Below are 25,794 nucleotides of genomic sequence, written 5' to 3'. Positions count from 1 at the left end.
TGGCTGGCGGCGACTCCCGAGATTCGCGGGCTCACCTGGAATGGGGCCTGGCTCCTCGATAAACTCGCGGCGGCATGCCTGTCGCGTTTGGGGTAGGGGGCTTAATCTTGCCGAAGCCGACCCAAGATGTATGTTAAGGGAAACCTCGGAGGGGTCCCATGGCTTCCGGCGATTTCGACGCCTTCATCGCCTCCCAACCTTTGCCCGTGCTCGCCGACTTCTGGGCCGATTGGTGCGGCCCCTGCAAGATGATGGCTCCCGTCCTCCAGGATCTCGCCCGCGAATGGAAGGGGCGGATAACCGTCATCAAGATCGACACGGATAAGAAGCCGGAACTGGCTTCGCGTTTCGGCATCTCCGGCATCCCCACTCTCATCCTATTCAAGGGCGGGCGCGAGGCCCACCGCATCACCGGCGCCATGCCTCTGCCCGATCTGAAAAGGGAATTGAACCCCCGCCTTTAAAAGGGTTTTTTCCTATTTGGTTCCCGTCCTTCGGGGAGCCGGAGGGGAAATCATGCAAGTCGGAGCATTGTGGCAAAGCGGTAAGGCATGCCTGTTCCGCGTGTTCGCGCCGGAAGCCAAGCGGGTGCGTATCCGTTTTCCCGATCTGGGCCAGCCTGAGCGTGAATTGCGCCTGCATCCGAGCGGATACTGGGAAATCGAATGCCCGGATATCCAGCCGGGTACGAATTACTTGTTCAGCGTAGGCGATGGGGAGTTCCGGCCCGACCCGGCTTCGCGCTACCAGCCGTTCGGAGTGCATGGGCCATCGCAGGTATGGGATCACGGAACCTTCGCCTGGAAAGATTCCGCGTGGACGGGCATTGCCCTCGAGGAAGCCATCCTATACGAGATCCACGTTGGCGCCTTCACGCCCGAAGGCACCTTGGACGCCATCATCCCCAAGCTGGAACACCTGGCGCACCTGGGCGTCAACGCCATCGAGATCATGCCGGTGAACCAATTCCCCGGCGAACGCAATTGGGGATATGACGGGGCTTACCTATATGCGGTGCAGAACAGCTACGGCGGCCCGGAAGCGCTGAAGCGCCTGGTGGATGCCGCGCATGCGCGGGGCATCGCGGTGGTATTGGACGTGGTGTACAACCATCTGGGGCCGGAGGGCAATTACCTGGCCGAATTCGGCCCCTATTTCACCGACCACTACAAGACGCCCTGGGGAAAGGCCGTCAACCTCGACGGCAAGCGGAGCGATCAGGTCCGGGACTTCTTCATCGAGAACGCGCTGTATTGGCTGCGTGAATTCCATATCGACGGCTTGCGCCTGGACGCGATCCATCAGATGTACGATATGTCGGCGACGCATTTCCTGGCAGAGCTGGAAGAACGGGTGGCGGAATTTTCGCTTCGCCACGGGCGCCGCCGTTTCCTGATCGCCGAGAGCGATCTTAACGATCCCGGCGTCATTACCGGGCGGGACGCGGGAGGCTACGGGATGCAAGCGCAATGGTTGGACGATTTCCAACATTGCGTGGATGCCTTGTTGCGCAAGGAGACCTCGGGCTATCGGCTCGATTACGGCAGACCCGATCAATTGGCCAAGGCCTTCCGCGAGGGCTTCGTTTACTCCGGGGAATACTGCCCTTCGCGCGAGAAGCGATTCGGGGCCTCCTCGGCCTTGCGGCCGCCCAGGCAGTTCGTGGCCTTCATCCAGAACCACGACCAGGTGGGTAATCGCCCCGGGGGGGAGCGATTCAACGCGGTGGTGGACGCTGAAGCCTATAAGCTGGCCGCGGGCACCTTGTTCCTCTCGCCTTATCTCCCCCTCTTGTTCATGGGAGAGGAATACGCGGAAACGCGCCCGTTCCAATTCTTCGGGGATTACGGCGATCCGCAGCTTTCCGAAGCCGTGCGCAAGGGACGAAGGGAGGAGTTCGCCTTCCTACATGCCGATGAGCATCTACCCGATCCCATCGCCCCCGGGACTTTCGAGGGTTGCAAGTTGGACTGGGCCAGCCTGGATCGCGAGCCTCATCGCACCGTGCTGCGCTTTTATCGGCGGCTTATCGCGTTGCGGAAGGGCTTACCCGCCTTATCCCGGCTGCATCGGGCCGGCATGGAGATGGACTTTTCCGGATCCTGCTTTTTCCTGCGCCGGCGCGTCCTAGGGACGGACGATCTTCCCGCCGGCGAGATTGCCGCCATCTTCAATTACGGGTCGGAGGCCTCCCGTTGCGCATTGCCGACGCGGGAAGGCAAATGGGAATCGGCTCTCGATTCCGCGGATACGGAATGGGGCGGTCCCGGAAGCCGGGCCCCGCGTACGGCCCGGCCGGAGGATCATCTGGAAATCGCACCGCATAGTTTCGTGCTTTATCGTCGCACGGACGAGGGCTAAGCGACCGCGGCTGGGGCCAGCGTCGCGCCTGGCCGCATCAGGGGAGAAGTTCGAGCAGGCGCACCTTACGAGCCTCCGAACCTTCCAGATCCACGTCCGTGGCGTAGGTCTCCTCGGCGAGGAGCCGGACGCCCGCTTGCGGCGCGAAAGGGCGGCAGGCATCGGCGATGAGTACGCGCGACCCTTGGGACAGGGCCCGCCGTAGCCAATCCAGCATGGGCCCTGCGACCGACTTCTCATAGAAAAGATCCGCGACCAAAATCACGTTCCACTCCGGATTGGGCGGACGCGTGAGAAGGTTGCCGTCTTCGATGTCCAGGGTCAGGCCGTTCAGGGCCGCATTCCTTTCCGCCATGGCCAGGGCGGCGGTATCGATATCGTTGGCGATCACGCGGGTCGCGCCGGCCTTGGCGGCCGCCAGCGCGGCCACGCCTCCGCCGCATCCAAAATCCAGGACCACCTTCCCCGCCGCCGTTTCCGGATGCTTCCCGAGGTAGGCGGCCGTAAGCCTCGCCGCCGGCCAGGCGGTGGCCCAATAAGGGATATCCTGTTTCACGCCCGACTCTTCTTCCCAGGCTTTCCATAGGTCGAATACGTCGCGGGCCTGCCAGGCGATCAGGTCCGGGCGTCCGGGAACGGGCGCGGCGGGCGCGAACCGCGCCAGCAGTGCGTCCGAAGGCAGGCATGTGGGTATCGAGGCGGAGGTCATGGGATACCTTTCCGATCTATATAAATCGGAAAGGATCCGGAATCACCAAGCTTTTGCCGTGGATTTATCGGTTGAAAACCCGGATGCCCGTCGATTCGACGCCCTTGACCTTTTCGAAGGTCCGCAGGCCGCCCAGGCCGAGCATCGCGCTCACGAGCCCCAGCATTTGGCCCGAGCCCAGGTCCGGGAATTCGGGAAGTTGCGGCATCGGCTGGCCGTCCCCATGGGCGTTCCGATAAGCCTGTAAGCCCCAGAATATGGTCATCACGATGCACTTGGGGATGAACATGATCCCCAGGGTGATCCCGCAAAGCCATCCGATGAAGGGACGCCATCCCGCCACGAACAGATGCGGATTCTTGGATTCCTCCAGGTTCACGTCGATCTGGCCCTTGGCCAAGTCGGTGTCCATCTGGGCGAGCTTGATATTGAAGTCCTGCGCGGCCTTGGCCGCCTCGTTATCCAGGGCCATCCGCTCTTTATCGCTGGTGACGTTCTTGTGGATGGCATCCCCGACCTTTTCCACCACGTCCCCGATGCCGCCGCTGAACATTGATGAGATGAAAGACATCGCGCCCATTTAACCCACCTCCAGGGTCCGGCGGACCCATCCGTAGAAGTACTTCTCTAGCTTACGGTTCTTCTTCACCAGCGCCAGGTACCGGGCGATCTTCGCGAGGGTGAAAGCCGCCGCGAAGGTGGCGGGATCGGCCTCGTTGATGGCCTGCATGGTTCCATTGCCGAGGACGCCGTCCGCATCGATGCCGGCCGCGATCTGCGTCAGCCTGATCGCCTGGTTCACTCCCATGTTCACCGCGCTATCGAAAACGAGTTCGGCCAGAAGCTGGCTCTTGATCGCGTCGCCTTGGCAGGGGATCCAGTATTCCTTGCGGTAAATCTCTTTCGCGCTCTCCAGGGACAGGTTGCGCGGATCCACCTCGGGATGGGCGCGCTTGCTGATCCCGTAGCGGGTCAATCCTCCCGGATCATCCGGATCATCGGTCAGCGTGTCCCCGCCTTCGCGGCGGATGGTCTTGGTGACGGCAGGCTCGAAATCGGCCATTTTCCATTCTCCCTGGATGATAGAAGAGTCGATTATTGATCCGGAAATCGTGGCACAGGTAACGCGAACCGCGAAAAGCGGTCTAAAGTAACTAAACTCCCGGCTTCTGCTAGAGGTAGGCGGAGCTCCGCTTTCTATATTCTTGCCGCGCGACGCGCATCCTATGGCAACCGAACTCTCAACTAATGGACCGGGCTTTACCTCCTGGTACGACGCCAATTTCCCCTTCCTGAGCGGGCAAGGCTTATGGCTGCGGGGCGGCGAATGGAATACCCTGCCGGCTTCGCAATGGGAAACCCGCCCGTTACGGGTTCTCATCGCGCGCATGTCCACCTATCTGGACACTTCCGAGTCCTTCACGCATCCATTACTCTATCAGGCCCTGGCCGATCTTCCGCAGGTTTTCCCGGATCTGGCGTATCTACCGCCTCCCAAGGATTGCGAACTGATGACCCGGGACGGCGTCCCTTGGCTGTTGGGGACCCAGACCAAACGCGGGCCGTCCGATTTCGACGTACTCGCATTGAGTAATGCCATCGTGCAGGAACTGGTCAACCTGCCGGCCTTGATGGAGCGGAGCGGCCTGGCGTTGCCTCCCGCCGAACGCTTAGCGCGGCACGACCTTCCCTTGATCCTGATCGGCGGGGCCAATTCGCTGCATACTTCCTTGCTTGATCATTCCGATTCCCCCGTGGACGGGATCTTCACCGGGGAACAGATCGAGGACATCCAGGATTTGATGGTCATCTGCGCCCAGGGCAAGCGCTTGGGCTGGTCCAAGGAGGCGGTGCTCGAAAAGCTGCTTTCGGTGCCCGGCTTCGCGCGCCCGGGCCAGGATCGGCGCACGCGCAAACGAAATAACGAGACCTTGGACCTGCGCAAGGTGGCGGCGGCCCGGCCGATGATCTATAAGACCGAAGGCCTGGGCCAAGAGCCCGTGGCGATCAGCCGGGGGTGCCCGGCCTTCTGTTCCTTCTGCGCCGAAAGCTTCGATACCAAGCCCTACCGGGAAAATCCCGTGGACGCGGTGGTTCGGGGCGCGCTGAAGCTGAAGCGGGACATGGGCCTGGAAGGCATCGATCTCTTCAGCTTCAATTTCAACTTCTACCAGGATCTCTATCCGCTCCTGGAGGAGCTGTCCAAGCGCTTCAGCGCCATCGGCCTCAAGAGCCAACGCTTCGATATGATCGCGCGCGACCCGGCCATCCTCGACTACTTGCGCGCGGTGGGGAAGGGGAGCCTCACCTTCGGCATGGAAGGCATATCCGCGCGCCTGCGGCGTTACTTGCAGAAGGGACTGGATGAGCCCGATCTTTGGAAGGCGCTGGGAGCGGTGCTACGGCGCCCTCTGCGGGAGCTGAAGGTGTTCATGATCCTCACCGGCGTCGAGGAGGAGGAGGATTTCCTCGAGTTCGAGGCCTTCGTCAAAGGTTTGCCGGCCATCATGCGCAACGGCGGGCATCGCCCGCGCGTCGTCTTCAGCGCCACGCCCCTGGTCCGCTTCCCGTGGACGCCCCTCGAGTTCGCGCCCGCCTATCTCCCCGAAGCCTACGCGCGTTCGGCCCGTCGCATCGGGCATGTCGCGCGCATGGGCGGTTTTGAATACCGCGGCGCCGCCGACGAGGCCGAGAACTACGTCTCCCAGGTTCTGGTACGCGCCGATCGCCCGGCCTATTGGGCCGCCCTCAAGGTCGCCACTTCCGAAACCGGATTCCGCTATTACCGCGAGATGGACATGGAATTCATGGAATCCCTGCGCTCCCGTCTCGCCGACGCCGGCGTGGATGATGAACAGGCCTTGGGAGGTTTCGACCTGGCCGCCAGCAAGGCCAAGCCCTGGACCCGCTGGGAGACGGGCGTGCGGCGCGAATTCCTGCACGTCCAATACAAGCGCGCGCGCCGTTATGTCGATCCCGGTTATTGCCTGGGCACCAAGGAAGAAGAAGCCGCCTGCCTGGCCTGCTCCGCCTGCGAGAGCAAGGAAGAGATCGCCCTTCTCACCGATTTGCGCCGCGAGCATGAGGCGGACGCCGACGGTTTCGATGCGCGCCGGAAATTGATCCGGCAAAGCGCGGACGCCATCGCCCTGGGCGTTCGCTTCACCGCCAAGGTGCAAGGTTTGCCCCGGAAGTATCCCGCTTTGATCCTGGCGAGTTGCCTGATGCGCGCCGATCAGGAACTGGTGCCGCATTTCTGGCGCTTCCGCGAGGCCTGGGCCCCGGATGCGAAGGAAGCCTGTCCCGTAGCCGGGGACGACGGCGTGGTGCTGGAATGGCTGCCCGCGGGCCTGGAAATCCTGCGTGCCCGCCTGGCGGATCCCGATTTCCTTTTCGAGGTCAACGCCTTCTTCGCGGAATGGGGCGAACTGCGCGGCGAGATTTCGGCTTCTTTCGCCCCCGTCGAAGAAGCGCGCGAATGGGACTACTCTTTCCTATCGCCCTTCCCGCCGGATTTCGATCGCTATTGCAAGTCGAAGGGGCTTCGTCAGACCTTGCGGAAAGAAGGCGGCCGGCGCATCTGCGAGCTCAGCAAGGATTCCCTCAAGAAGCGGATCGTGAAAGGCATGGAAGCCGAGGAGGACGGGAACGGCCGTTGGATCGTGCGCGTGCGCGGGGCCGCCAAGTTCGCGCCCGTCGATTTCCTGCGGGACGGTTTTCGTTTGCCTGCCCCGGAGGAATGGGCCCGTATCGGCGCCTTCGCCCGATGGCTTCCCGCCATCCCATTGCCGGCGGACGCGATCGCGGCCTCCCGCGGCCAAAGCCTAGCGATTCTATAATTGAAGCATGCGTATCGGCTTGGTGCGACATTTCCGGATCCCGCATAACCGTTTCCAACTGATGGACGGGCCCGGCTTCGACGCCTGGGCGCATTGGTACGATACCACCGAGGTTACCCCTCGCCCCCTGCCGCCCTTGGGGGATGAATGGGATCATTGCCTTTCCAGCGATCTGCATCGGGCCCACTTCACGGCGCGCACCCTGTATAAAGGTGGCATCGAGACCACGCCCCTGCTCCGCGAAGTCCCTTTCTCGACATTCCTGCCCCGGGGACTCAACTTGCCGCTGTTCATGTGGCAGGCCACCAGCCGGATGGGGTGGTATGTGTACCATGCCGCGCAGCGGGAGAACCGTCGCCAGACCCAGGAACGCATCGCCGCCTTCGTCGCCCGGCTGAAACGGGATTTCGCCGGGCGCAACGTGCTGATCGTGACCCATGGTTTCTTCATGCAATACCTGGAAAAGGATTTGCGCCTCGCCGGCTTCAAAGGCACGGTTCCCATGAGACCCGTCGGCGGCACGATATACCTTTTTGAGGACTGACGCTGGAGCCGACCCACCGCCAGTTACCTTCCCAATCGCCGAAAGCGTCCCGTTAAGGATGCTAAACGGGTTCACTTCCGCGCTTCTCTTCGCCCCCTACGCCCTTTGCGCCTATGCCGTCGGCTGCTTCAGCTCCGGGTATTACCTGGTCCGATGGCGTCTGGGAACGGATATCCGCGGCCGCCATAGCGGATCGACCGGAGCCCGCAACGTGGGACGGGAATTGGGCCGCGCGGGTTTCGGCTTGGTCTTCGCCGTCGATGCGCTGAAAGGCGCCGGCGTGATCTGGATCGCACGCGCGCTCGGCCTAAGACCGGACTGGATCCCGATCCTGGCCGCCTGCGTGGTCACCGGCCACGTCTGGCCGGCGCAGTTGGGATTCCGCGGGGGCAAGGGGCTGGTCACCGCCTTGGGCGCGATGATCGGCCTGGATTGGCGCTTCCTGCCCACCGGATTGCTGCTTTACTTCGCGCCCTTGATCTTGGGCGCTCGCCATCGCGCCGCCCGCCTGCTTTCGGGAGTGCTACCCATGGCGGTGATGCCTTTCCTCCCTTTTCCGCGCTGGGGTATCGCCCAGGTTACCTCCCTGGCCTTGGCCTCGGCCTTGGTGCTCTGGGCGCACCGCTCCCATGCCCTTCCCATCAAAACCCGGAGTGAAGATGCCCTTGCAGGTTAAGATCGCCGACCGCGCCGGCGAGTTCGAACAGATCGGAAAGCTGAATTACCGCACCTTCGTGGAGGAAATCCCCCAACATCATCCCAACGAAGAACAATGCCTGATCGACAAGTTCCACGGCGAGAACCTTTATCTGGTATGCCTGGACGGGGAGTCGGTGGTGGGAATGGTCGCCTTGCGGGATCGCCGCCCGTTTTCCCTGGACGCCAAACTCCCCGACCTCGACGCTTATCTCCCGCCCGGGGCGCGGGCGGTGGAGATCCGCCTACTATCGGTGCTTCCCGAACGCAGGCGCGGCCCGGCCTTCGGCCTGCTCATGAAGGCCCTCCTGGCCCGCTGCCTGGAAATGGACTACGATGTGGGCCTCATTTCCGGCCGCCTCGAGAACGCGGGCCTGTACGCCAAGTTCGGGTTCCGGCCCTTCGGCCCCAAGGTGGGATCCGATGGCGCTTGGTACCAGCCCATGCGCATCGATAAGGCCACCTTGAACGGGAAGTTGGGCGTTCTGCCGGCCGCGGCCCGAACCGTCAATTTGCTTCCGGGCCCGGTGGCCCACGCGCCCAGCGTGCGCGCGGCCCTGGCCGGCCCGGTGGAGTCGCATCGTTCGGCCGCCTACGCGGAAAGGTTGGCCCGGGTCAAGTCCATGCTTCTTTCCATGACGGGCGCGGCGAACGTGCAGGTACTGATGGGGACGGGCACCATGGCCAATGACGTGGTGGCCGCGCGGCTTTCCCTGCGCCCGGGCCGTGGCCTGATCCTCAGCAACGGGGAGTTCGGGGAAAGGCTGGTACGCCATGCGGAAGGCTTCTCCTTACGGCATGAGGTCCTGCGGCAACCCTGGGGCGAGGCGCTGGATCCGGGGAGGGTAGCACAGAGGTTACTGAAGTACGGCGGATTCGATTGGGTGTGGGCCGTGCACTGCGAAACCTCGACCGGGGTGCTGAATCCCGTGGAAGCCTTGCGCGAAGCCTGCTTTGCGGGCGGGGCTGGGCTGAACCTGGATTGCATCAGCTCCTTGGGAACGGTTCCGGTGGATCTTTCCGGGATCGATTTGGCTTCCGGGGTATCCGGCAAGGGCCTCGGGGGTTTCACCGGCATGGCCATGGTATTCCATCGCCTTCCCGCGGAGCGGGGCGAGGCGCCCTTGCCCCGCTATTTGGACCTCGCGGCATACGCATCCGAGGGCGGGTTGCCGTATAGCGGTTCTTCCAATTTGTTGGCGGCGTTGGAGGCCGCCTTGCGCGATAGGCGCGGCGGAGCGTTCCTGCGACGTCTCACGGACCTGTCCGGGAAAGTAAGGCAGAGGTTGGAGCAAGAACGCATTCCGGTTTTGGCTGCCGCCGCCTCGGCGTCGCCGGCCGTCTTCACCTTAATGGCGCCATCGGAAATCCCTTCCCTGGATGCCGGGCGCGCTTTGGAATCCCAAGGCATCCTCCTCAATTACCAGAGCGGCTACCTGGCCGAGCGCAATTGGCTCCAGATCTGCCTTATGGCCGACCACCCCGATGCGGATGTGGACTTCGCTTTGGAGCGCATCGCCGCTGTCTTGCGATAGCGGTCAGACGTCGAGGAGGGTGATGGCTTCGATCAATCCTTGCAGGGCATCGCGGGCAGGGATGAATTCCAGCCCGACGTACCCGTCGTAACCGATAGCCAGCAAAGCCTTCATCACGGCCGGCCAATTGACCTCCTGATCCTTGTCCAGCTCTCCGCGTCCCGGAACGCCCGCCACCTGCACGTGCCCGATCTGCTCGGCCTTCAGGGCCCGGGTGCGCCGGATCAAATCACCGTCCATGATCTGCACGTGGTAGTAATCGAGACAAAGCTTCAGGGCGGGGGAACCCACCTTATTGACTACTTCCAGGCAGAAGTCGAAATGATCGCCTTGGTAGCCGGGATGCCCTTTCATGTCCGCGCCGTCGCGGGTGTTGAGGGCTTCCAGGCATAGCACCGAGCCTTTTTTCTCCGCGTAGCCGACGATCTTCTTGTAGCCTTCGATGCAATTGCGCAAGCCTTCCTCGTACCCGACCTTGCTGCCGGGGCGCGATCCGGGTTCGGGAATGGTCGTGTCCGAAAAGCCCGTGAAGGTGACGATGTTCCGGAATCCGAATTCGGCATTGGCATCGATGGTCTTGGTGAACTTGGAGTGGCACTCGTCCCAGTGAAGCGGGTTGTTCAGGCCGCGCACGAACATATGCGCCTGACCGAGCGCGCAATGCAATCCGTATTTCTTCAGCAAGGGGTACTCTTCCAGGGGCACCACCTCGATCGCCTTGCACCCGAGGGCCACGGCGGTTTGGCAAATCCGTTCCGGAGACCATTTTTCGCCCATATCGTGCAGGCACCAGCGGGCGGGAGCGGTTTTGATACGGCCGTTCTTCACTACGCGCGGGATCTTGGTATCGGAACTCATGCTTTCCCCTTAAACTTTGGCCCCTGATTCGAAAGGGCGGTGCTTGGAAAAGGTAGGCTAAACCGAAGGATTTCGGTATGGGTTCCACGACCGGACTATTGACGTCCGGGCATTTCTCGAAAATCGGGTTCTAGGATTAGCGGGAAGCAGGGGGCCTTAAGGCCCCCCTTCGGATCAACGTTCGTTGCTGTAGTATTCGCGCACGAAGGTGCGTCCGCCGCCGCGGTTTTTCCGCGGGGCAGGTGCATTCCCGTTGCTATGCGCATCCCGATCGGAACTCCGCAAATGGGAAGGGCGGGTGTCCTTGGCGTTCCCGTTCACGGGTTGGGGGTTTTCCGTGCGGCCTTCCCGGCCACCACGTCCCGCGGGGTTATGCCCCGTCGAGGCGCGGCGATGCCCGCTGTCCCGGCGGTCATCGGAAAATCCTGAAGCGCCGTTCCCACGGCCACGGCCCGGGCCGCGCCCGTTCCGGCTGCCGTCTCCACGGCTGCCGTCGCTACGGCCGCCTTCGCGGGCGGAGTCGTTCCCGATCCTGGCGGCGCTGATGGCCATTGGTTCGGGCGACCGCAATTCGGCCTCCGCGGGAGTCGGGGTCACCTGGATGCGCATGCGGATCAGGCGTTCGATATCGCGCAGGAATCCGGTATCGTCCGGGGCGCAGAAGGAAAAGGAGACCCCGGCGCGCCCGGCGCGGCCGGTCCGGCCGATGCGGTGCACGTAGGTTTCCGGTTCGTTGGGCAAATCGTAATTGACCACGTGCGAGATGTCGTCTACGTCCAGGCCGCGGGCGGCCAAATCGGTGGCGACCAGCACGCGCGAGGAGCCGTCCTTGAAATTAGTCAGGGAGCGTACGCGGGCGCCCTGGGACTTGTTGCCGTGGATGGCTTCCGCCGGGATGCCGAACTTTTCCAGGCTGCGCTGGAGGCGATCGGCGCCATGCTTGGTGCGGGTGAAGACCAATACGCGGGTCACGCTGGCGTCGGCCAGGATATGCCGCAACAGGCCGGTCTTGCCGTCCTTCTGGACATGGTACACGTTCTGATCGATTTTGTCGGCAGTGGCGGAGACGGGGGCGACTTCCACCTTGACGGGCTGACGCAGCAATCCGTCCGCCAGCTTGCGGATTTCCGGAGGCATGGTCGCCGAGAAGAGCAGGGTCTGCCGCTTGGCGGGCACGAGGGCGCAAATCTTTTTCACGTCGCGGACGAATCCCATGTCGAGCATGCGATCCGCTTCGTCGAGGGTGAAGATTTCGACGTGCTGCAAGGTGAGGGCCCTTTGACCGAGCAAGTCCATCAAGCGACCGGGCGTGGCCACCACGATGTCGACGCCGGCGCGGAGCTTGGCCTTCTGGGGGCCTTCGCCGACGCCGCCGAAAATCACGACATGCCTTAAGCCGAGGTTCTTACCGTAGGCGGCGAAGCTTTCTTCGATTTGCAAGGCGAGCTCGCGGGTGGGCGTGAGCACCAGGGCGCGCACGGGACGGCCATGGGCCGAAGGGTTTTGCGACAAACGCTGGAGCATGGGCAAGGCGAAGGCGGCGGTCTTGCCGGTGCCGGTCTGGGCGCAGCCCAGCAAATCACGGCCTTCGAGGATGGGCGGGATGGCGGCGGCCTGCACGGGCGTGGGCGTGGTATAGCCCTGATCTTCCACGGCGGACAAAATGGACGGAATGAGATTCAGATCTCTGAAAAGCAAAATTGGAACTCCTAGGTTCTCTTGACGGTTACGCGAGCGCTACCCGGGTCCACGAGACGTCCCCCTTGGACCGGTGCCGCGTTGCATGGGAAAAGGACGGTAAAGTTCCTGATCCGGAGAGACTGGCAAAAAAGAGGGGGAAACGGGCCAGTCTGCGATAAGAATACAAATACGGTAAAAGATTGCAAGGAATTCCTGTCCGGGACGGCGTGCCCGGGCGCAAAGATCGCCAAATTACCTGTTCCCGGCGGAAATACGCCGACGGGGAGTAACCTCCCCGCTACGGACGTTTCCCGCAAGGCGACGTTTATGCGGCCAGGTTTCCGCCCGCCCCGGCATCGGACCGGCTGGCGTCCAGATCGGATTCCCACCGATCTGCGATGGCGATAAGGTTCGCCTGGGCTTCCGCGAAGGCGCGTTCGGATCGATCGTGGGCGGGACTGTTGATTACCGGCAAGTAGTCGATGTCTTCGATGCCCACTAGTCCGAATATCTTGCGCAAATACGGTTCGTGGAAGTCGAAGCTTTCCCTCGGACCGCCCTTCCCGTAGTCACCCGACCGCGTGGATATGATGAGCATCTTGCGGCCCTTCACGAGCCCCTCCATGCCCTTGGGCCCGCGCACCCAGGTGCGGCCAATGCGGACAACGTGATCGATCCAGGCCTTGAACGATCCTGGGACGGAGAAATTGTACATCGGCACGCCGAACACGTAGGCATCAGCGGACAGGAATTCCTCCACCAAGGCGTTGGATGCGTCCAACGCCCCGAGCTTGTGGGGCGCCAGCTCGCTGCCTTTGGGGGCATAAATGGCTTCCAGCAAATCGCTGGTGACCGCGTGCGCCGGGCGCGCGTTGAGATCCCGATAGAGGATTTCCCTGCCGGGACGGCGATCCCGCCAATCTTCCGCGAAGCCCGCCGTAAGCCGCCGGGACCAAGAGGGGCCCGGGCTGGCGCTGGAATCGATATGCAATAACTTCATCCTATCCTCCTTGCCGTCCCCGATGGGAGGTGGACGGCTTTGCTTTTATCCTACGAGAATCACGATCTTGCCCCGCGTGTGGCCGGCCTTGAGTATTTCCATCGCCTTCGCGGTTTCCGCTAACGGGAAAGTGGCCGCGATCTCGATTTGGAGCTTGCCCGCCGCGGCCAAACCGGCCATGTATTCCAGGGCCTCCGGGTTCATCGAGTTCCTGATCATCTCGGCCTTAACGCCGTATTTGGCGGCCTCTTCCTGGGACGGCGGCTGCACGATGGAGACCAGGATGCCGCCTTTCCTTAAGGACCGGAAGGATCGCGACTGGACTTCCCCGCCTACGGTATCGAAGACCGCGTCGAAATCGCGCGCCACGTCCTCGAAACGGGTTTGACCATAATCGATGGCGAGATCGGCGCCCAGCCTCTTCAGGTAAGCCTGGTTCCTTCCCGATGCGGTAGCCGCGACGAATATGCCTTTGTCCTTCGCCAGCTGGATCGCGAAGCCGCCTACGCCACCCGCGCCGCCCTGGATCAGAACCTTCTGTCCCGCCTTCAATTGGGCCGTGTCGAACAGGGCCTTCCAAGCCGTCTGGGCCGCCACCGGCAAGGTCACCGCCTTCGCATGCTCGAGGCCCGCGGGCTTGGCTGCCAGCTCACCTTGCGGGGATACGCGATATCCGGCTAAGCTACCCAAAGCGGTTCCGAACACGTCGTCGCCCACCTTCCACTTCGTCACTCCCGGGCCGAGGTCTTCCACCGTGCCGGAAAAATCGAAGCCCAGGGTGGCGGGCAATGGCAATTGCCCGAAAAGACCGCTGGCCATCTTGTAATCCGCCGGGTTCGCCGACGAGGCCTTCACCTTGATCAGAACTTCGCCGGATTTCGGTTGCGGCCGCGGCGCGTCTTCGTATCGCATTACCTCCGGGCCGCCGAAGGCATGGATGCGTACGGCTTTCATGGTGGTTTGCCCGGCTGGGTTCAGGGTTTCCGTTTGGTTCTGGGATTGCGTGCTCATGTCATTCTCCTTCTCGTTTCCGATTCGTTTTCCGATTAAGCCTGGGAGCCCTTGAAAATTCGTTTCGCGAGGATTGCATCCAAGGCAAAACGTCCGCCGCCATTCACGAGCAGAACCAAGGCGATGGCGATCACGGGAATGAAATATTCGATGCCCTCGCCCTTCTGGTTGCCCATCCAGTTCATGAAGAAGCCGTTATGGGAATGCACCATTCCCACCGCGCCCAGCATCACCAGGCCGATGCCGAAGGCGGACCAACGCGTGAAGAACCCCAGGACCAAGGCTATCGGACCCAGGAACTCCGCCGCGATGACCAGGACGGCGAGGGGCGCCGGCATGCCACCGCTCACGAAAAAGCCGACGGTCTTGGAGAACCCGAAACCGCCGAACCATCCCAGGGCTTTCTGCGCTCCGTGGGGGAACATGGTAATGGCCAGGGCCAGTCGAAGGAGGAGACCTGAGGCATCCGGCCGGGTCGCGAAGAAAGCATGCATGGCCCGTTTCCAAGTCGAAGCCGGCGCCGATGCGTTCGCATGGGCGGTTGAGCGGGTGGGGTTTTCGAGTATCATAAGGAATCCTTTGGAAGGGGATGGTTTAAAGAGATATGGTTTCCGAATAGATCGTTAATACACATAAGGTTATTACTTAAACGATGGGAGCCAAAAAAAAGGCCTATCAAGGTCAATCCTTGTTGCAAGGCGTCAGCTTCTTAAGCAGGCCCTGAAGGGTTTGCAGTTCGCTTTCGTCCAGGTCAGCCATCATTTTTTCGACTACCCCCAATTGTTCAGGAAAGGCCTTTTGGAACATGTCCCGGCCGCCATCCGTGATACGCACCCCGTTAACGCGACGATCACCGGGAACCTGCACCCGCTCGACCCAGCCGCGTTCGGTGAGCCGATCGATGAGGCCGACCAGGTTGCCTTTGGTGACCTGAAGACGCTGGGCCAGTTCCTGCTGGTTGGGGCATTCGGCCGACTTCAGCGTGGAAAGCACTTCGAATTGAGGAACGGTCAGGCTGTGGGATTGCAATAACGACGCCACCTGAGCCTGCAGATAATCATAGGTGCGGATCATCTGCAGCCAGCACTCCAGGCTTTGCTGGGCCTTCGCTCGGAGACTATGACCGTTCTCATTCATACAGTTTAAGTATAAACCATATTTGGTAAAAAGGCAAGTCTTATCCTTCAAATAATTGGCTATTCAGCGAATACGGCAATTTCAGGGGCGAACTACCTGCCCATTTCGAGGCTGGCTATTGGGCTCAGGAGTCGAGATAGATGAGGGTTTGCCCGGCGGTGACCAGGATTCCCTCCCGGGCCAGCACCGCTATCACCGTTCCCGCCGTGGGAGCGGTAATCGTGAACTCCATCTTCATGCTCTCCAGGATCAGCAGCGGGGTTTCGGCCGCGACGGATTGACCGGCCTCCACCAGTACCTTCCACACGTTGCCCGAAATATGCGCGTCCACCGGGGTACCGGATATTTCCTGGGTAACATCCAGGTTACCCGAAAGGACGGTAACTTGGCCCTCGCCCGAGGCCCCGGCGGCTTTCCATCTTTCCCGTTCTTCCGCGAAAGCGGATCTTTGCCGGGCGCGGAAGTCCGCGATAGGGCCGGCTTGGTCCGTCAGGAAGCTTTGGTACTCGGCCAGGCGGAAGGTGCCTTCCTCGATCTCGAGGGCGGCTTGGCCCCGCGGGAAGCGGGCCCGGAAATCCAGCAGCTCCTCGCCGGAGACGGGATAGAACCGGATGCGGTCGAAGAAGCGTAGCAGCCAGGGTTTGCCTTCGCGGAACTCCGCGGTTTGCCGCCACGGGTTCCAGACCTGGCAGGTGCGGCCGAATAGCTGGTAGCCGCCGGGCCCTTCCATTCCGTAGATGCACATGTACGCGCCGCCGATGCCTACCACGTTTTCCACCGTCCAGGTGCGGGCGGGGTTGTACTTGGTGGTCACCAGGCGATGGCGGGGATCCAAGGGGGTCGCCACCGGCGCGCCCAGGTAGACGTCGCCCAAACCCATCACCATGAAATCGGCGTCGAATATGATGCGGCGCACGTCCTCAATGCTATCCAAGCCGTTGATGCGGCGGATGAACTCGATATTGCTCGGGCACCAGGGAGCATCCGCGCGCACCGATTGCATGTACTTGCGGATGACCGCATGGATGGCGTCGTCATCCCAGGATAAGGGCATGCGTACGATGCGGGAAGGAACCTCGAGTTGGTCCTGCTCGGGCAAGGAATCTTCGGCTTCCATGAGGGACGAGAGCAGCGATTCCATGGGAATCACGCGCCCGTCGAAATGGATTTGCAGGGAGCGGATGCCCGGGGTGAGATCGAGGACGCCGGGCAAGGCCAGCGAGTGCAGGCGCTCCATGAGGGCGTGCACGCGGAACCGCAAGGCGAGATCAAGCACGGGCGGACCGTATTCGACCAGCAGGTTGCGATCCCCGGAACGACGGTAGCGGACCTGGGGCGCCTCGCCGCGGGCCGGGATTTCGCCGAGGATACAGCGATCGGGGCCGAAGCCGGAAGACGGGAAGGCGGGCGGGGGAGAGGAGGCGGTCTGATATTTACCGCGAGGTTCGTCCGCGAAACCCTGGGGAACGGGAGTCCCGACCCGCGTGATGAGATCCTCTTGGGCGCGTTCCAAGGCGCGCGCCTGATCCAAACTGAGCTTGCGGAAACGCACGGTGTCGCCGGGCTTCAGTTGGCCCATCTTCCAGAGTTCGGACTGCACGATGCTGGCCGGGCAAACGAATCCGCCCAGGCTCGGGCCATCGGGCCCCAAGAGGATGGGCATATCCCCCGTGAAATCCACCGCCCCGATGGCGTAGGCGTTATCATGGATGTTCGAAGGGTGCAAGCCCGCCTCGCCGCCATCGGTCCGGGCCCACTCGGGCTTGGGCCCTATGAGCCTTACCCCGGTGCGATTGGAATTGTAGTGGACCTCCCAGGCGGTGGCGAAGAGCATTTCGATATCGGCCGGGGTGAAATAATCCGGCGCGCCGTGGGGACCGTAGAGGACCCCTATGTCCCAGGCGCGCACGATGTCCGGCCGCAGGGAGACGGGGAGCGGCTGCGATGCCGCTGCCATAGACGCTGCGCCGTTCTCGGCTTCGACCGAAGCCTCATGGCTCGCCGTGGCGATTGCAGGCGTAGCGGGCAAGGGAAGCACGTCGCCGGCCCTCAGGGCCCGGCCGCCATGCCCGCCGAAATTGCCCAAGGTGAAGGTCGAGCGGCTTCCCAGGTATCGCGGGCAGTCGAAGCCGCCTTCCACCGCGAGGTAGGCGCGCAGACCCGAGCCGGTGATCGCCCCAAGCTTAAGCGTAGAGCCCGCGGGCACGGGCACCCTCGTCCACATGGGCACCGCTCGTTCGCCTTCCGGTCCGGAGAGCGAGCAAGGCAGGCTGGCGCCGGTGATGGCGATGGCGCAGGCGCGGCTGAAACGTAAGGTGGGTCCCGCTACCGTGATTTCCAGGCCGGCCGCGGCCGGAGGGTTCGCCAAGAGTTGGTTGGCCAAACGGAAGGAGAAGGCGTCGAAAGGCCCGGAGGGCGGAACGCCTACGTCCCAAAAACCGGTTCGGCCCGGATAATCCTGCACCGTGGTCTGGGCGCCGGGGGAGAGAACGTCGACCGTGTGCGACACGTAGGCGAAGGAGGACAAGGTACGCGTGATCATGCGGCCTTGGTCGAATTCCGGGGACGCGGCCACCGCGCGCAGGAATTCCAGGTTGGTTTCGATGCCGGCGAAGCGCGTCTCCGCAAGGGCCTTCCGTAGGTTGGCCAGGGCCTCTTCCCGGTCCTTGCCTTTGGCGATGACCTTGGCCAATAAGGGATCATAGAAGGGGGATACTTCGCTGCCGCGTTCGACCCAGGTATCGATGCGGCAATCGTTAGGGAAGGCGGCTTCGGTCAAGAGGCCGGAGCTGGGACGGAAATCCAGGCGCGGATTCTCGGCATACACGCGGGCCTGGATGGCTGCTCCCCGCAGATTGGGTTGGAGTGCGGCGAGGTCGCCCAATTCCCCGGCGGCCAAACGCACCATCCACTCCACCAGATCGATTCCCGCCACTTCTTCGGTGACGCCGTGCTCGACTTGCAAGCGGGTGTTGACTTCGAGGAACCAGAAACCGGCGGCGGAATCCGATGCCGAGGCGTCGGCGTCGACCACGAATTCGACGGTGCCCGCGCCGCGGTACGCGATGGATTCGCAGAGGCGGACGGCGGATCCATGCAGGGCGGCGCGCAGGGCGGGGGAGAGGCCGGGGGCGGGGGTCTCCTCGAAGACTTTCTGGTTACGGCGTTGGGCGGAACAGTCGCGTTCGCCTAGGGCGAGAACCTTGCCGCGTCCGTCGCCGAAGATCTGGACCTCGACATGGCGGGCGCGGGCCACGTATTTCTCCAGATAAATGCCGCCGTGCTTGAAGTTGCTTTGCGATAGGCGGCTCACGGTTTCCCAGGCCGATGCCAGCTGCGAAGCGTCCCCCACGACCTGCATGCCGATGCCGCCCCCGCCCGCCGTGCTTTTGAGCATGACCGGGTAGCCGATGCGTTCGGCATTGGCGATGGCGTCGGCGGCGTCGGCCAACAGGCCCGTGCCGGGCAAAAGCGGAACGCCGCTTTCGGCCGCCAGGGCCCGGGCGGTGTGCTTTAGCCCGAAGTCGCGCATTTGCCCGGGCGTCGGCCCGATGAAAACGATTCCCGCCTGCTGGCAAGCCTCGGCGAAGGCGGCATTCTCGCTCAGGAATCCGTAACCGGGATGGATGGCTTGGGCGCCGGTCCGGCGCGCGGCTTCCAGGATGCGCCCCGTGTCGAGATAACTCTGGGCGGCCGGGGCCGGGCCGATCGCGACGGCTTCGTCGCAAGCGGCCACGTGCAGCGAGCCCGCGTCGGCCTCGGAATGGACCGCCACCGACGCGATGCCGAGCTTGCGCAAGGTGCGGGCGATGCGGCAGGCGATTTCGCCGCGGTTAGCTATGAGGACTTTGCTGAACATGCGTTTATCCTGCGGCGGGAGGGTCCCAGATCAAAAGCCGGATGGGGGTGGGATTATAGGCGTTACACGGGTTGTTGAGCTGGGGGCAATTGGAAATGAGGCAAAGGACGTCCATGTCGGCGCGCATCTCCACGTACTTGCCGGGAGCCGATACGCCGTCGGCGAAGGTGAGTTCGCCCTTTGGGGTCACCGGGACGTTCATGAAGAAGTTGATATTGCTGGCCAAATCGCGTTTGGTCAGCCCTTCGCTGGAATGGGCCATCCGAAGCAAGAAGCTATCGCGGCAGCTATGCATATGCCGCTTCTCCAAGGCATAGCGTACGGTATTGCTTTCCGCCGAACAGGCCCCGCCCAAGGTGTCGTGCCGTCCGCAAGTATCGGCCGTGATGGTCAAGAGGACGTTGCCTTCGCTGGAGATCAGGCGCGTCCCCGTGGTCAGGAAGATGTTCCCCTGGGCCCGGATGGTGTTGATGGCGTCGTAGCGGTCGCCCGCATCGGCGGCATTGTAGAACAAGGTGTCGACGGCCTGGTTTCCTTCCAAATCCAGGATGCGGAAGTATTGGCCGGCCTTGATGGGGTGCAGCCAACCTTTGCCGGCGGGAAGGATTTCGTCGTGGACGGCATCACCGGTTCGCAAAGCGCTTTCGGTATAGACCAAGGTGGGCATGCTCACGGACCTCAGCGGAAAAGGATTTCGGTGTTGATGAATCCGCGGGCGTTTTCCGCGCGGAAACGGCGGCAGGGATCGTCGGCGCCGGGGGCGGGGACGCGCTGGACTTGCATGCGGACGGGAGGCGGCGCGTATCTTCCGGAAGGATCCATCGGGTGGGGCGTATTCGACAACACCACCAGCACGTTCATCTCGGCGCGCAATTCCACCGCCGCTCCGGCCCGCGCGTTGCCGGCTTGGAACTTGAGATTCCCGTCGTCGTCGACCATCACCTTGCTGAAGAAATTCACGGGCACGGGCAGATCGCGGCGCCCCAGCCCGTATTTCCCCAGTTCGACCAGGAAGTTGTCACGTCCGTTACGGTACATGTCGTTGCGCTGTTGCTGGTAATCCGTGGTCCCATATTTGGTTTCGGTCAAGCGCGCGTCGGTAGCCCCGCACAAGGTGTCGTGCCAGCCGCAAGTGTCGTCGATGATCGAGCAGAGTACCCGGCCCATATCGGAATACAGCACGTTGCCCTTGGTCAGGAAGGCGATGAACTGGGCCTTCAGGGTGTCGGGCATGTTGTAACGCTCCAGGGGCGCGTCGGCATTGAGGAACAAGGCGGATACGTTGGCGCCGGCTTCCGTCGCGGTCAGGCGCAGCGCGGTGCCGCGTTTGAGGGTCCAGGACCACATGCCGCCGCCGCGCAAGGTTTCGTTCAGGATCAGATCTTCGGCCATGATATCCTATTTCCGGGTCTAAGGTAGTTTGCGAATGGATTTCGCGGAAGCATTCAGGCTCCCGGCAAGGTCCGGATCCGGCCGGCCCCCGGTTCTTCCGCTTCATCCCCCACCTGGGTCATGCGGATGATGGGCAGATCCTGGTCCGCTTCCGGATCATCGGGATGGATCAGCTGTTCCAGCCTTTTCTTGGTCGCCAGGAAATGCGGCGAAAGCAATTGACCGACATGGCGCGGGCGATCCACGGGAACTTGGATGATTTCGAGGATCCGCCCCGGACGCGCGCCCAGCACCACGATGCGATCCGCCAATAGGATGGCTTCGTCCAGATCATGGGTCACGAAGAGCACGGTCACGTCCACGTTCTTCCAGATCTGCAGAAGGTGCTTCTGCATGGTGCAACGGGTCTGCGCATCCAAGGCGCCGAAGGGTTCATCCATGAGGAGAATCGGCGGAGAATTGGCCAGAGCGCGGGCGATGGCCACGCGCTGCTTCATGCCGCCCGATAACTGGTGCGGCCAGGCATTGGCCCGCTCGGAAAGGCCCACCATGTCCAGCCATTGCAAGGCCTCGGCCTCGGAAGGGTCGCGACCCTGGCCGGCCATGCGGGGCCCGAACATGACGTTCTGCTTCACCGTAAGCCATGGGAAAAGCGTGTACTCCTGGAAGACCATGCCGCGATCCGCGCCTGGCCCGTCGACCTGGCGGCCGTTCATCCTCACTTCGCCGCCGGTACGGGACTCGAGGCCGCCCAGGATGCGAAGCAAGGTCGACTTCCCGCATCCCGAGGCGCCGATGAGGCAGATGAATTCGCGGCGTTTGACCTCGAAGGAGACCCCGCCCAGCACGGGCGGCAGCGTTGGCGAGCCCTTCGGCGCGGCAAAGTCCTTGCGTACGCCGTCTATCTCCAATATGGTTTCCCGCGCGGCGATGCCGCGGAAGCGCTCTTCCAGTTCCGCGGAGAGATCGCGGTAATCGGGGAGGGCCAGGGCGGCTTCGCTCATGGGTCCACCTTTTCCCAGGGAAAGAATTTGCGGCCCAAGCCCTTCAGGAAAAGATCGGTGCCCAACCCGATCAGTCCGATAATGACGATGGCGGCGTAGACGTTGTCGTAGTTGCGGTACTTGGCCTGCTGGTAGATGAAAAAGCTGATGCCGGAACTGGCGCCGATCAACTCGGCCACGATCAGGTAGGTCCAGGCCCATCCCAGCAGGATGCGCATGTCGCGATAGAGCAGAGGCAGCACGCCGGGGACCACCACGTGGAGGAGCAGTTGGCGCTGCTTGGCGCCCAGCGTCTGGGCGGCTTCCAGCAGAGGCAACGGGAGGGAACGCGTCGTATTCGCCACCACCAAGACCATCTGGAAAAAGGTGCCGATGAAAATGATGGCCACCTTGGGAGCGTCGTCGATGCCGAGGATGGCCACGCATAAGGCCCCGAACACGGGCGCGGGCATATAGCGGATGAAATCCACGAAAGGCTCGGAGAGCCGCGAAACCAGGCCGAAGGTTCCGCACAGGATGCCCAGGGGGACCCCGAAAATCACGGAGAGCAGGAATCCCAAAGCGATGATGCGGATGCTATGGCCCAGGCTTTGGTGCAGCCAGGGATCGCCGGCGCGTTGGGGCGGGGTCTTGAAGGCGGTGACCAGGGCCCGGGCCACCTGATGCGGGGCCGGCAGGTAGACGGGATTCTCGCGCCGGCCTTGCGCCAAGGCGCGGCCCTCGGCGGCGGCCTTACGATTCTCTTCGCGGAACTCCGCCCGGTCCACCTGCATGTCTTTCTGGAACCAGTCCACCGATCCCGGATCGGAAATGGTGACCTTGGGATGCCAGACGAATGGGAGGTAGCTTACGGCGCACCAGGCCAAGAGCGGAAGCAGGAACGCCCCCGCGGTCAGCCACAGGTTGGCGCGGGAGGTAAGGGCCTTCCGCATCTGGAAGGCCCTCGTCTTCTGGGTAGGCTCCCGGCGCGCGGGGCGGGGAGCCATTTCCGTTGCCGGCGGGGCGGCGGCTTTTGCCTTCGCCCCTACCGGGGGTAACGGCTGGGTTACTTGAGGTCCGATACGAGGCTCCCGTCCAGGTATCCTGCGACGTCCTGGGCTTTCTTGTACACGGCGTTCTTCACGTTGAAATCATCCACGATCGAGGAGGAGCCGAAGACAGAAGCGAGGTCCTTGCCGGCCGCGAAATGCTGTTTGTTCTCGGCCAAGTCGAGGAAATGCGTACCCTTCATCAAAGGCGCGTATTGCTCGGGCTTGAGGCCCACGCGGGCGCTCATGATCTTCAGGTATTCATCCTTGTTCTTGGGATCCTTGATGAAGGAGGTGACCTTGAACCAGACCTGGACCACTTTCTTCCAATCCGCCTTGCGCTTTGCCAGGCTTTCCGGGCTCACGTAGAGCAGATCGTAGATGAGGCCGGGGGCGTTGGCGCTGGTGAAGATGGGAGTCGATCCCGGCACTTCCTTCAGGGCCTGTCCCGAATTGGGCTGCCAGGCGGCGATGGCGTCCACCGAGCCGGAGGCCAATCCCTGGGCGGTCTGGTTGGTGGGCATATTCACCAGGGTCACGTCCTTTTCCGTCATGCCCGCCGCTTCCAGGGCCTTGAGCAGAAGCAGATGATCGACGAAACCCACTTCCACGCCGATCTTCTTGCCTTTCAGATCCTTCATGGACTTGATGCCGGCCTTGGCCACCACCATGTCGTTCCCATCGCTGAAATCGTTGAGCAGGATGCCCTTGGCGGGCTTGCCGTTTGCGCCGGTCACCAGGGCATCGCCGTTGGTCATGCACACCGCATCGACCTTCCCGGCGGAGTAGGCGTCCATGGAGGGCACGTATTCGAACCAGACGAGCTCCACGTCCACGCCCGCTTCCTTGAACCATCCCTTTTGCGCGGCGATGTCCCATGCCACCCAACCCGGCCAATCGCTGTACGCGATCTTGAGCGGGGCGCCGGCATTGGCCGCGTGCAATCCCAGCAGCACCAAGGTCAGTGCGGCCAGGAATTTCATGAAGCCGAGGAATTGTTCACGGATGCGCTGCAGATTGGAATCGGTCATGGATGGTTCTCCTGGAGGTTGCCAGGGGGGATTGCAATCCGCATACCAATGGAAAGGACGGGAAAAACGCGCGGCCCTAGGGGACGGAATAGGCTTATGTCATGAATGGGGAAGGAAAGGAATGCAAGTGGCGGCTAATGTCAGAAATAGGAAATCCGCTTACCTTCGCCTTTGGGTTTTGGCCGAATATGGGAACTGGATGAAAACTTGCTGGAAGCGGGACCGGTAGAGGGAGGCCGAGGGTGCCGATGAACGAAAGCGCGGGAAGCTTGGACTTGGGGAGTTTCCGCTCCCGCATCGCGGATGCCGGAGGCCGCCTGACTTCCTTTTATGAAGGCCTGCGCGGCAAACTGGAGGATTTTCCGGACCCGGCGGTTTGGATCGCGCGCGTTCCCTGGAGCCAGGTGCAGGCCAGGTTGGCGGCCCTGGAAGCCGAATGGTCCCGGGGACCGGATGGTTTCCTGCGCCTTCCCTTGTACGGCGTTCCCTTCGCGGTGAAGGACAACATCGACGTGGAGGGATTGGAAACGACGGCCGCTTGCCCTGCCTTCGCCTACCGCCCGGAAGCCACGGCTACCGTCGTCACTTGTCTATTGAAAGCGGGCGCGGTCCTGATCGGCAAGACGAATATGGATCAATTCGCCACCGGTCTGGTGGGAACCCGCTCCCCGTACGGGACCGTCCGCAACCCTTTCCATCCCGCCCACGTGCCCGGAGGATCGAGCTCGGGCTCGGCGGTCGCGGTAGCGGCGGGATTGGTCTCTTTCGCCTTGGGCACCGATACCGCCGGTTCCGGTCGCGTCCCGGCGGGCTTCAATAACGTGGTGGGCCTCAAGCCCTCGCGCGGCGCCCTTAGCGCCTATGGCGTCTTTCCGGCCTGCCGTTCCCTCGATTGCGTGTCCGTCTTCGCGCTCACCAGCGAGGATGCCTTCGGGATCTTTTCCCTGGCCCGGGGAATCGATGCCAAGGATCCATTCACTAGAGAGATTCCTGCCGATCGCGAACAGGCGGCCCTCGCCTTCGGCCGTCCTCCGGCCCGGTTCCAATTCGGGGTCCCGGATGCATCCCATCTCGCCGTCGCCGACGCCGAGACCCGCGCGCTTTTCGGAGCGGCCATTGCCCGCCTGGAGGCCTTGGGCGGCACGCGGGTAGAGATCCCTTTCGCCTCCTTCGCCGAAGCAGCCCGTCTTTTGTACCAAGGATCATGGTTGGCCGAAAGGCAGGCCGCCTTCGGGGCTTTCGTGGACTCCCGGCCCGGGGACGTATTGCCGGTGATCACCCGGATCCTATCGCCGGCGAAAGGCCTCACCGCGGAGGCGGGCTTCCGCGCCTATTACAAGTTGCGGGAGTTGAAGGTCCGCGCGCACGGCCTTTTGCGCGGCTTGGATGCGCTTCTGGTGCCCACCGCTCCCTTCCATCCGACCCGGGAAGAAGTCGAAGCCGATCCGATCGGCGTCAACGCCCGCCTCGGAGCCTATACCAATTTCGTCAACCTGCTGGATCTATGCGCCTTGGCCATACCTTCGGGAATGCGCGCCAACGGCCTCCCGTTCGGGGTCACCCTCATCGCGCCGGCGTTCCAGGACGGCGCCTTGGCTTCCTTGGGCGCGGCCTTCCACGCTGCCACGGGTTTGGGGCTAGGGACCACGGCGCATCGCGTTCCCTCGGCTTCTTCCTCGCCCGCCATTGATCCTATCGGGCCGGATGGTCGGCGTAGCGCGCGTCTTGCGGTGGCCGGCTTGCATCTTTCCGGTCAGCCTTTGAATTGGCAATTGCTGGAACTCGGCGCGCGACTTAACGCCACGGTCCGCACCGCGCCGAACTATCGCATGCACGTGATCGAACGGCCGGGCCGGAAATTTCCCGGCGTGGTGCGGGTGGAAAACGGCGAGCGGTTGGAACTCGAGGTATGGGAGATGAGCCCGGCCGCGTTGGGCGCCTTTATGGAGAAGGTCTTGGAGCCCTTGTGCATCGGGACGGTAGAGTTGGAGAACGGGGAGAAGGTCAAAGGCTTTTTGTGCGAGACCTGGGCGGTCGAAGGAGCCCGGGACATAACCGCCTTGGGCGGATGGCGGACGTACCTCGCGCAAGCGTAGGGGCGTGGTAGGTA

22 protein-coding genes are annotated in these 25,794 nt (G+C 62.8%); 7 read left to right on the top strand and 15 right to left on the bottom strand.

Annotation, left to right across the window (positions count from 1 at the left end; translation table 11 throughout):
* Positions 1-158: 158 nt before the first annotated feature.
* Positions 159-464, top strand: coding sequence for a thioredoxin (trxA, locus tag JF616_13680; GenBank protein MBW8888800.1), 306 nt, complete (start codon positions 159-161; stop codon positions 462-464).
* A gap of 52 nt (positions 465-516) precedes the next feature.
* Positions 517-2,361, top strand: a complete 1,845-nt coding sequence (gene treZ, locus JF616_13675; GenBank protein MBW8888799.1) for a malto-oligosyltrehalose trehalohydrolase — start codon at positions 517-519, stop codon at positions 2,359-2,361.
* A gap of 37 nt (positions 2,362-2,398) precedes the next feature.
* Here treZ and JF616_13670 read toward each other — a convergent pair whose 3' ends face one another.
* The 3 genes from JF616_13670 to JF616_13660 all read right to left on the bottom strand — a co-directional run bounded on the left by JF616_13670 (position 2,399) and on the right by JF616_13660 (position 4,133).
* Positions 2,399-3,070 carry a methyltransferase gene (locus JF616_13670; protein MBW8888798.1) on the bottom strand — a complete coding sequence of 224 codons (672 nt, stop codon included), beginning with the start codon at positions 3,068-3,070 and terminating at the stop codon, positions 2,399-2,401.
* Positions 3,071-3,134: 64 nt separating this feature from the next.
* Positions 3,135-3,650: a hypothetical protein gene (locus tag JF616_13665; GenBank protein ID MBW8888797.1), complete on the bottom strand. Its 516-nt coding sequence runs from the start codon at positions 3,648-3,650 to the stop codon at positions 3,135-3,137.
* Positions 3,651-4,133, bottom strand: coding sequence for an N-acetylmuramidase (locus JF616_13660; GenBank protein MBW8888796.1), 483 nt, complete (start codon positions 4,131-4,133; stop codon positions 3,651-3,653).
* 163 nt (positions 4,134-4,296) lie between these two features.
* Here JF616_13660 and JF616_13655 point away from each other — a divergent pair, with 163 nt between their 5' ends.
* From JF616_13655 to JF616_13640, 4 genes are read left to right on the top strand one after another with little or no spacing between them, the layout of a single operon-like run.
* Positions 4,297-6,909, top strand: a complete 2,613-nt coding sequence (locus JF616_13655) for a radical SAM protein (protein ID MBW8888795.1) — start codon at positions 4,297-4,299, stop codon at positions 6,907-6,909.
* 7 nt (positions 6,910-6,916) lie between these two features.
* Positions 6,917-7,453: a histidine phosphatase family protein gene (locus tag JF616_13650; protein MBW8888794.1), complete on the top strand. Its 537-nt coding sequence runs from the start codon at positions 6,917-6,919 to the stop codon at positions 7,451-7,453.
* Positions 7,454-7,511: 58 nt separating this feature from the next.
* Positions 7,512-8,129 (top strand): glycerol-3-phosphate acyltransferase, encoded by a 618-nt coding sequence (locus JF616_13645; protein MBW8888793.1) that lies wholly within the window; start codon positions 7,512-7,514, stop codon positions 8,127-8,129.
* Positions 8,113-9,684: a GNAT family N-acetyltransferase gene (locus tag JF616_13640; GenBank protein MBW8888792.1), complete on the top strand. Its 1,572-nt coding sequence runs from the start codon at positions 8,113-8,115 to the stop codon at positions 9,682-9,684. The genes JF616_13645 and JF616_13640 overlap by 17 nt, the downstream gene beginning before the upstream one ends.
* Before the next feature lie 3 nt (positions 9,685-9,687).
* On the opposite strand, the gene JF616_13635 is transcribed toward JF616_13640, so the two are convergent.
* From JF616_13635 to JF616_13580, 12 genes are all read right to left on the bottom strand, one after another.
* On the bottom strand, positions 9,688-10,542 hold the full coding sequence (locus JF616_13635; protein MBW8888791.1) for a TIM barrel protein: 855 nt from the start codon (positions 10,540-10,542) through the stop codon (positions 9,688-9,690).
* Positions 10,543-10,716: 174 nt separating this feature from the next.
* On the bottom strand, positions 10,717-12,240 hold the full coding sequence (locus tag JF616_13630; GenBank protein MBW8888790.1) for a DEAD/DEAH box helicase: 1,524 nt from the start codon (positions 12,238-12,240) through the stop codon (positions 10,717-10,719).
* Positions 12,241-12,547: 307 nt separating this feature from the next.
* Positions 12,548-13,222, bottom strand: coding sequence for an NAD(P)H-dependent oxidoreductase (locus JF616_13625; protein ID MBW8888789.1), 675 nt, complete (start codon positions 13,220-13,222; stop codon positions 12,548-12,550).
* A gap of 45 nt (positions 13,223-13,267) precedes the next feature.
* Positions 13,268-14,233: an NADP-dependent oxidoreductase gene (locus JF616_13620; GenBank protein MBW8888788.1), complete on the bottom strand. Its 966-nt coding sequence runs from the start codon at positions 14,231-14,233 to the stop codon at positions 13,268-13,270.
* Positions 14,234-14,268: 35 nt separating this feature from the next.
* The gene (locus tag JF616_13615; GenBank protein ID MBW8888787.1) at positions 14,269-14,727 is read right to left on the bottom strand and encodes a DoxX family protein; all 459 of its coding nucleotides are present in this window, start codon (positions 14,725-14,727) and stop codon (positions 14,269-14,271) included.
* Between the two features lie 187 nt (positions 14,728-14,914).
* The gene (locus JF616_13610) at positions 14,915-15,307 is read right to left on the bottom strand and encodes a MarR family transcriptional regulator (GenBank protein ID MBW8888786.1); all 393 of its coding nucleotides are present in this window, start codon (positions 15,305-15,307) and stop codon (positions 14,915-14,917) included.
* A 187-nt stretch (positions 15,308-15,494) separates the two neighbouring features.
* Positions 15,495-19,229: an urea carboxylase gene (uca, locus tag JF616_13605; GenBank protein MBW8888785.1), complete on the bottom strand. Its 3,735-nt coding sequence runs from the start codon at positions 19,227-19,229 to the stop codon at positions 15,495-15,497.
* 4 nt (positions 19,230-19,233) lie between these two features.
* A complete protein-coding gene (locus JF616_13600) occupies positions 19,234-19,896 on the bottom strand; it encodes an urea carboxylase-associated family protein (GenBank protein MBW8888784.1) in 663 nt (220 codons plus the stop codon).
* Between the two features lie 11 nt (positions 19,897-19,907).
* Positions 19,908-20,621 carry an urea carboxylase-associated family protein gene (locus JF616_13595; GenBank protein ID MBW8888783.1) on the bottom strand — a complete coding sequence of 238 codons (714 nt, stop codon included), beginning with the start codon at positions 20,619-20,621 and terminating at the stop codon, positions 19,908-19,910.
* A gap of 53 nt (positions 20,622-20,674) precedes the next feature.
* Entirely contained in the window at positions 20,675-21,625 is a 951-nt protein-coding gene (locus tag JF616_13590; protein MBW8888782.1) for an ABC transporter ATP-binding protein, read from the bottom strand.
* Entirely contained in the window at positions 21,622-22,611 is a 990-nt protein-coding gene (locus tag JF616_13585) for an ABC transporter permease subunit (GenBank protein MBW8888781.1), read from the bottom strand. The genes JF616_13590 and JF616_13585 overlap by 4 nt, the downstream gene beginning before the upstream one ends.
* Before the next feature lie 59 nt (positions 22,612-22,670).
* The gene (locus JF616_13580; GenBank protein ID MBW8888780.1) at positions 22,671-23,636 is read right to left on the bottom strand and encodes an ABC transporter substrate-binding protein; all 966 of its coding nucleotides are present in this window, start codon (positions 23,634-23,636) and stop codon (positions 22,671-22,673) included.
* 296 nt (positions 23,637-23,932) lie between these two features.
* Between JF616_13580 and atzF the strand changes: the two genes are divergently transcribed.
* Positions 23,933-25,780: an allophanate hydrolase gene (gene atzF, locus JF616_13575; GenBank protein MBW8888779.1), complete on the top strand. Its 1,848-nt coding sequence runs from the start codon at positions 23,933-23,935 to the stop codon at positions 25,778-25,780.
* Positions 25,781-25,794 lie beyond the last annotated feature (14 nt).

Source organism: Fibrobacterota bacterium (assembly GCA_019509785.1).
Lineage (GTDB): Bacteria > Fibrobacterota > Fibrobacteria > UBA11236 > UBA11236 > Chersky-265.
The sequence above is the reverse complement of the archived record's forward strand: the minus strand, read 5'-3'. Positions and strand labels throughout refer to the sequence as shown.

What these genes read in the sequence shown, in the direction of transcription:
- JF616_13600 (MBW8888784.1), bottom strand. Translation starts at nt 19,896, where the DNA reads ATGCCCACCTTGGTCTATACCGAAAGCGCTTTGCGAACCGGTGATGCC.
- uca (MBW8888785.1), bottom strand. Translation starts at nt 19,229, where the DNA reads ATGTTCAGCAAAGTCCTCATAGCTAACCGCGGCGAAATCGCCTGCCGC.
- treZ (MBW8888799.1), top strand. Translation starts at nt 517, where the DNA reads ATGCAAGTCGGAGCATTGTGGCAAAGCGGTAAGGCATGCCTGTTCCGC.
- JF616_13625 (MBW8888789.1), bottom strand. Translation starts at nt 13,222, where the DNA reads ATGAAGTTATTGCATATCGATTCCAGCGCCAGCCCGGGCCCCTCTTGG.
- atzF (MBW8888779.1), top strand. Translation starts at nt 23,933, where the DNA reads ATGAACGAAAGCGCGGGAAGCTTGGACTTGGGGAGTTTCCGCTCCCGC.
- JF616_13640 (MBW8888792.1), top strand. Translation starts at nt 8,113, where the DNA reads ATGCCCTTGCAGGTTAAGATCGCCGACCGCGCCGGCGAGTTCGAACAG.
- JF616_13595 (MBW8888783.1), bottom strand. Translation starts at nt 20,621, where the DNA reads ATGGCCGAAGATCTGATCCTGAACGAAACCTTGCGCGGCGGCGGCATG.
- JF616_13650 (MBW8888794.1), top strand. Translation starts at nt 6,917, where the DNA reads ATGCGTATCGGCTTGGTGCGACATTTCCGGATCCCGCATAACCGTTTC.
- JF616_13665 (MBW8888797.1), bottom strand. Translation starts at nt 3,650, where the DNA reads ATGGGCGCGATGTCTTTCATCTCATCAATGTTCAGCGGCGGCATCGGG.
- JF616_13660 (MBW8888796.1), bottom strand. Translation starts at nt 4,133, where the DNA reads ATGGCCGATTTCGAGCCTGCCGTCACCAAGACCATCCGCCGCGAAGGC.
- JF616_13615 (MBW8888787.1), bottom strand. Translation starts at nt 14,727, where the DNA reads ATGCATGCTTTCTTCGCGACCCGGCCGGATGCCTCAGGTCTCCTCCTT.
- JF616_13580 (MBW8888780.1), bottom strand. Translation starts at nt 23,636, where the DNA reads ATGAAATTCCTGGCCGCACTGACCTTGGTGCTGCTGGGATTGCACGCG.
- JF616_13590 (MBW8888782.1), bottom strand. Translation starts at nt 21,625, where the DNA reads ATGAGCGAAGCCGCCCTGGCCCTCCCCGATTACCGCGATCTCTCCGCG.
- JF616_13635 (MBW8888791.1), bottom strand. Translation starts at nt 10,542, where the DNA reads ATGAGTTCCGATACCAAGATCCCGCGCGTAGTGAAGAACGGCCGTATC.
- JF616_13645 (MBW8888793.1), top strand. Translation starts at nt 7,512, where the DNA reads ATGCTAAACGGGTTCACTTCCGCGCTTCTCTTCGCCCCCTACGCCCTT.
- JF616_13610 (MBW8888786.1), bottom strand. Translation starts at nt 15,307, where the DNA reads ATGATCCGCACCTATGATTATCTGCAGGCTCAGGTGGCGTCGTTATTG.
- JF616_13620 (MBW8888788.1), bottom strand. Translation starts at nt 14,233, where the DNA reads ATGAGCACGCAATCCCAGAACCAAACGGAAACCCTGAACCCAGCCGGG.
- JF616_13655 (MBW8888795.1), top strand. Translation starts at nt 4,297, where the DNA reads ATGGCAACCGAACTCTCAACTAATGGACCGGGCTTTACCTCCTGGTAC.
- JF616_13670 (MBW8888798.1), bottom strand. Translation starts at nt 3,070, where the DNA reads ATGACCTCCGCCTCGATACCCACATGCCTGCCTTCGGACGCACTGCTG.
- trxA (MBW8888800.1), top strand. Translation starts at nt 159, where the DNA reads ATGGCTTCCGGCGATTTCGACGCCTTCATCGCCTCCCAACCTTTGCCC.
- JF616_13585 (MBW8888781.1), bottom strand. Translation starts at nt 22,611, where the DNA reads ATGGCTCCCCGCCCCGCGCGCCGGGAGCCTACCCAGAAGACGAGGGCC.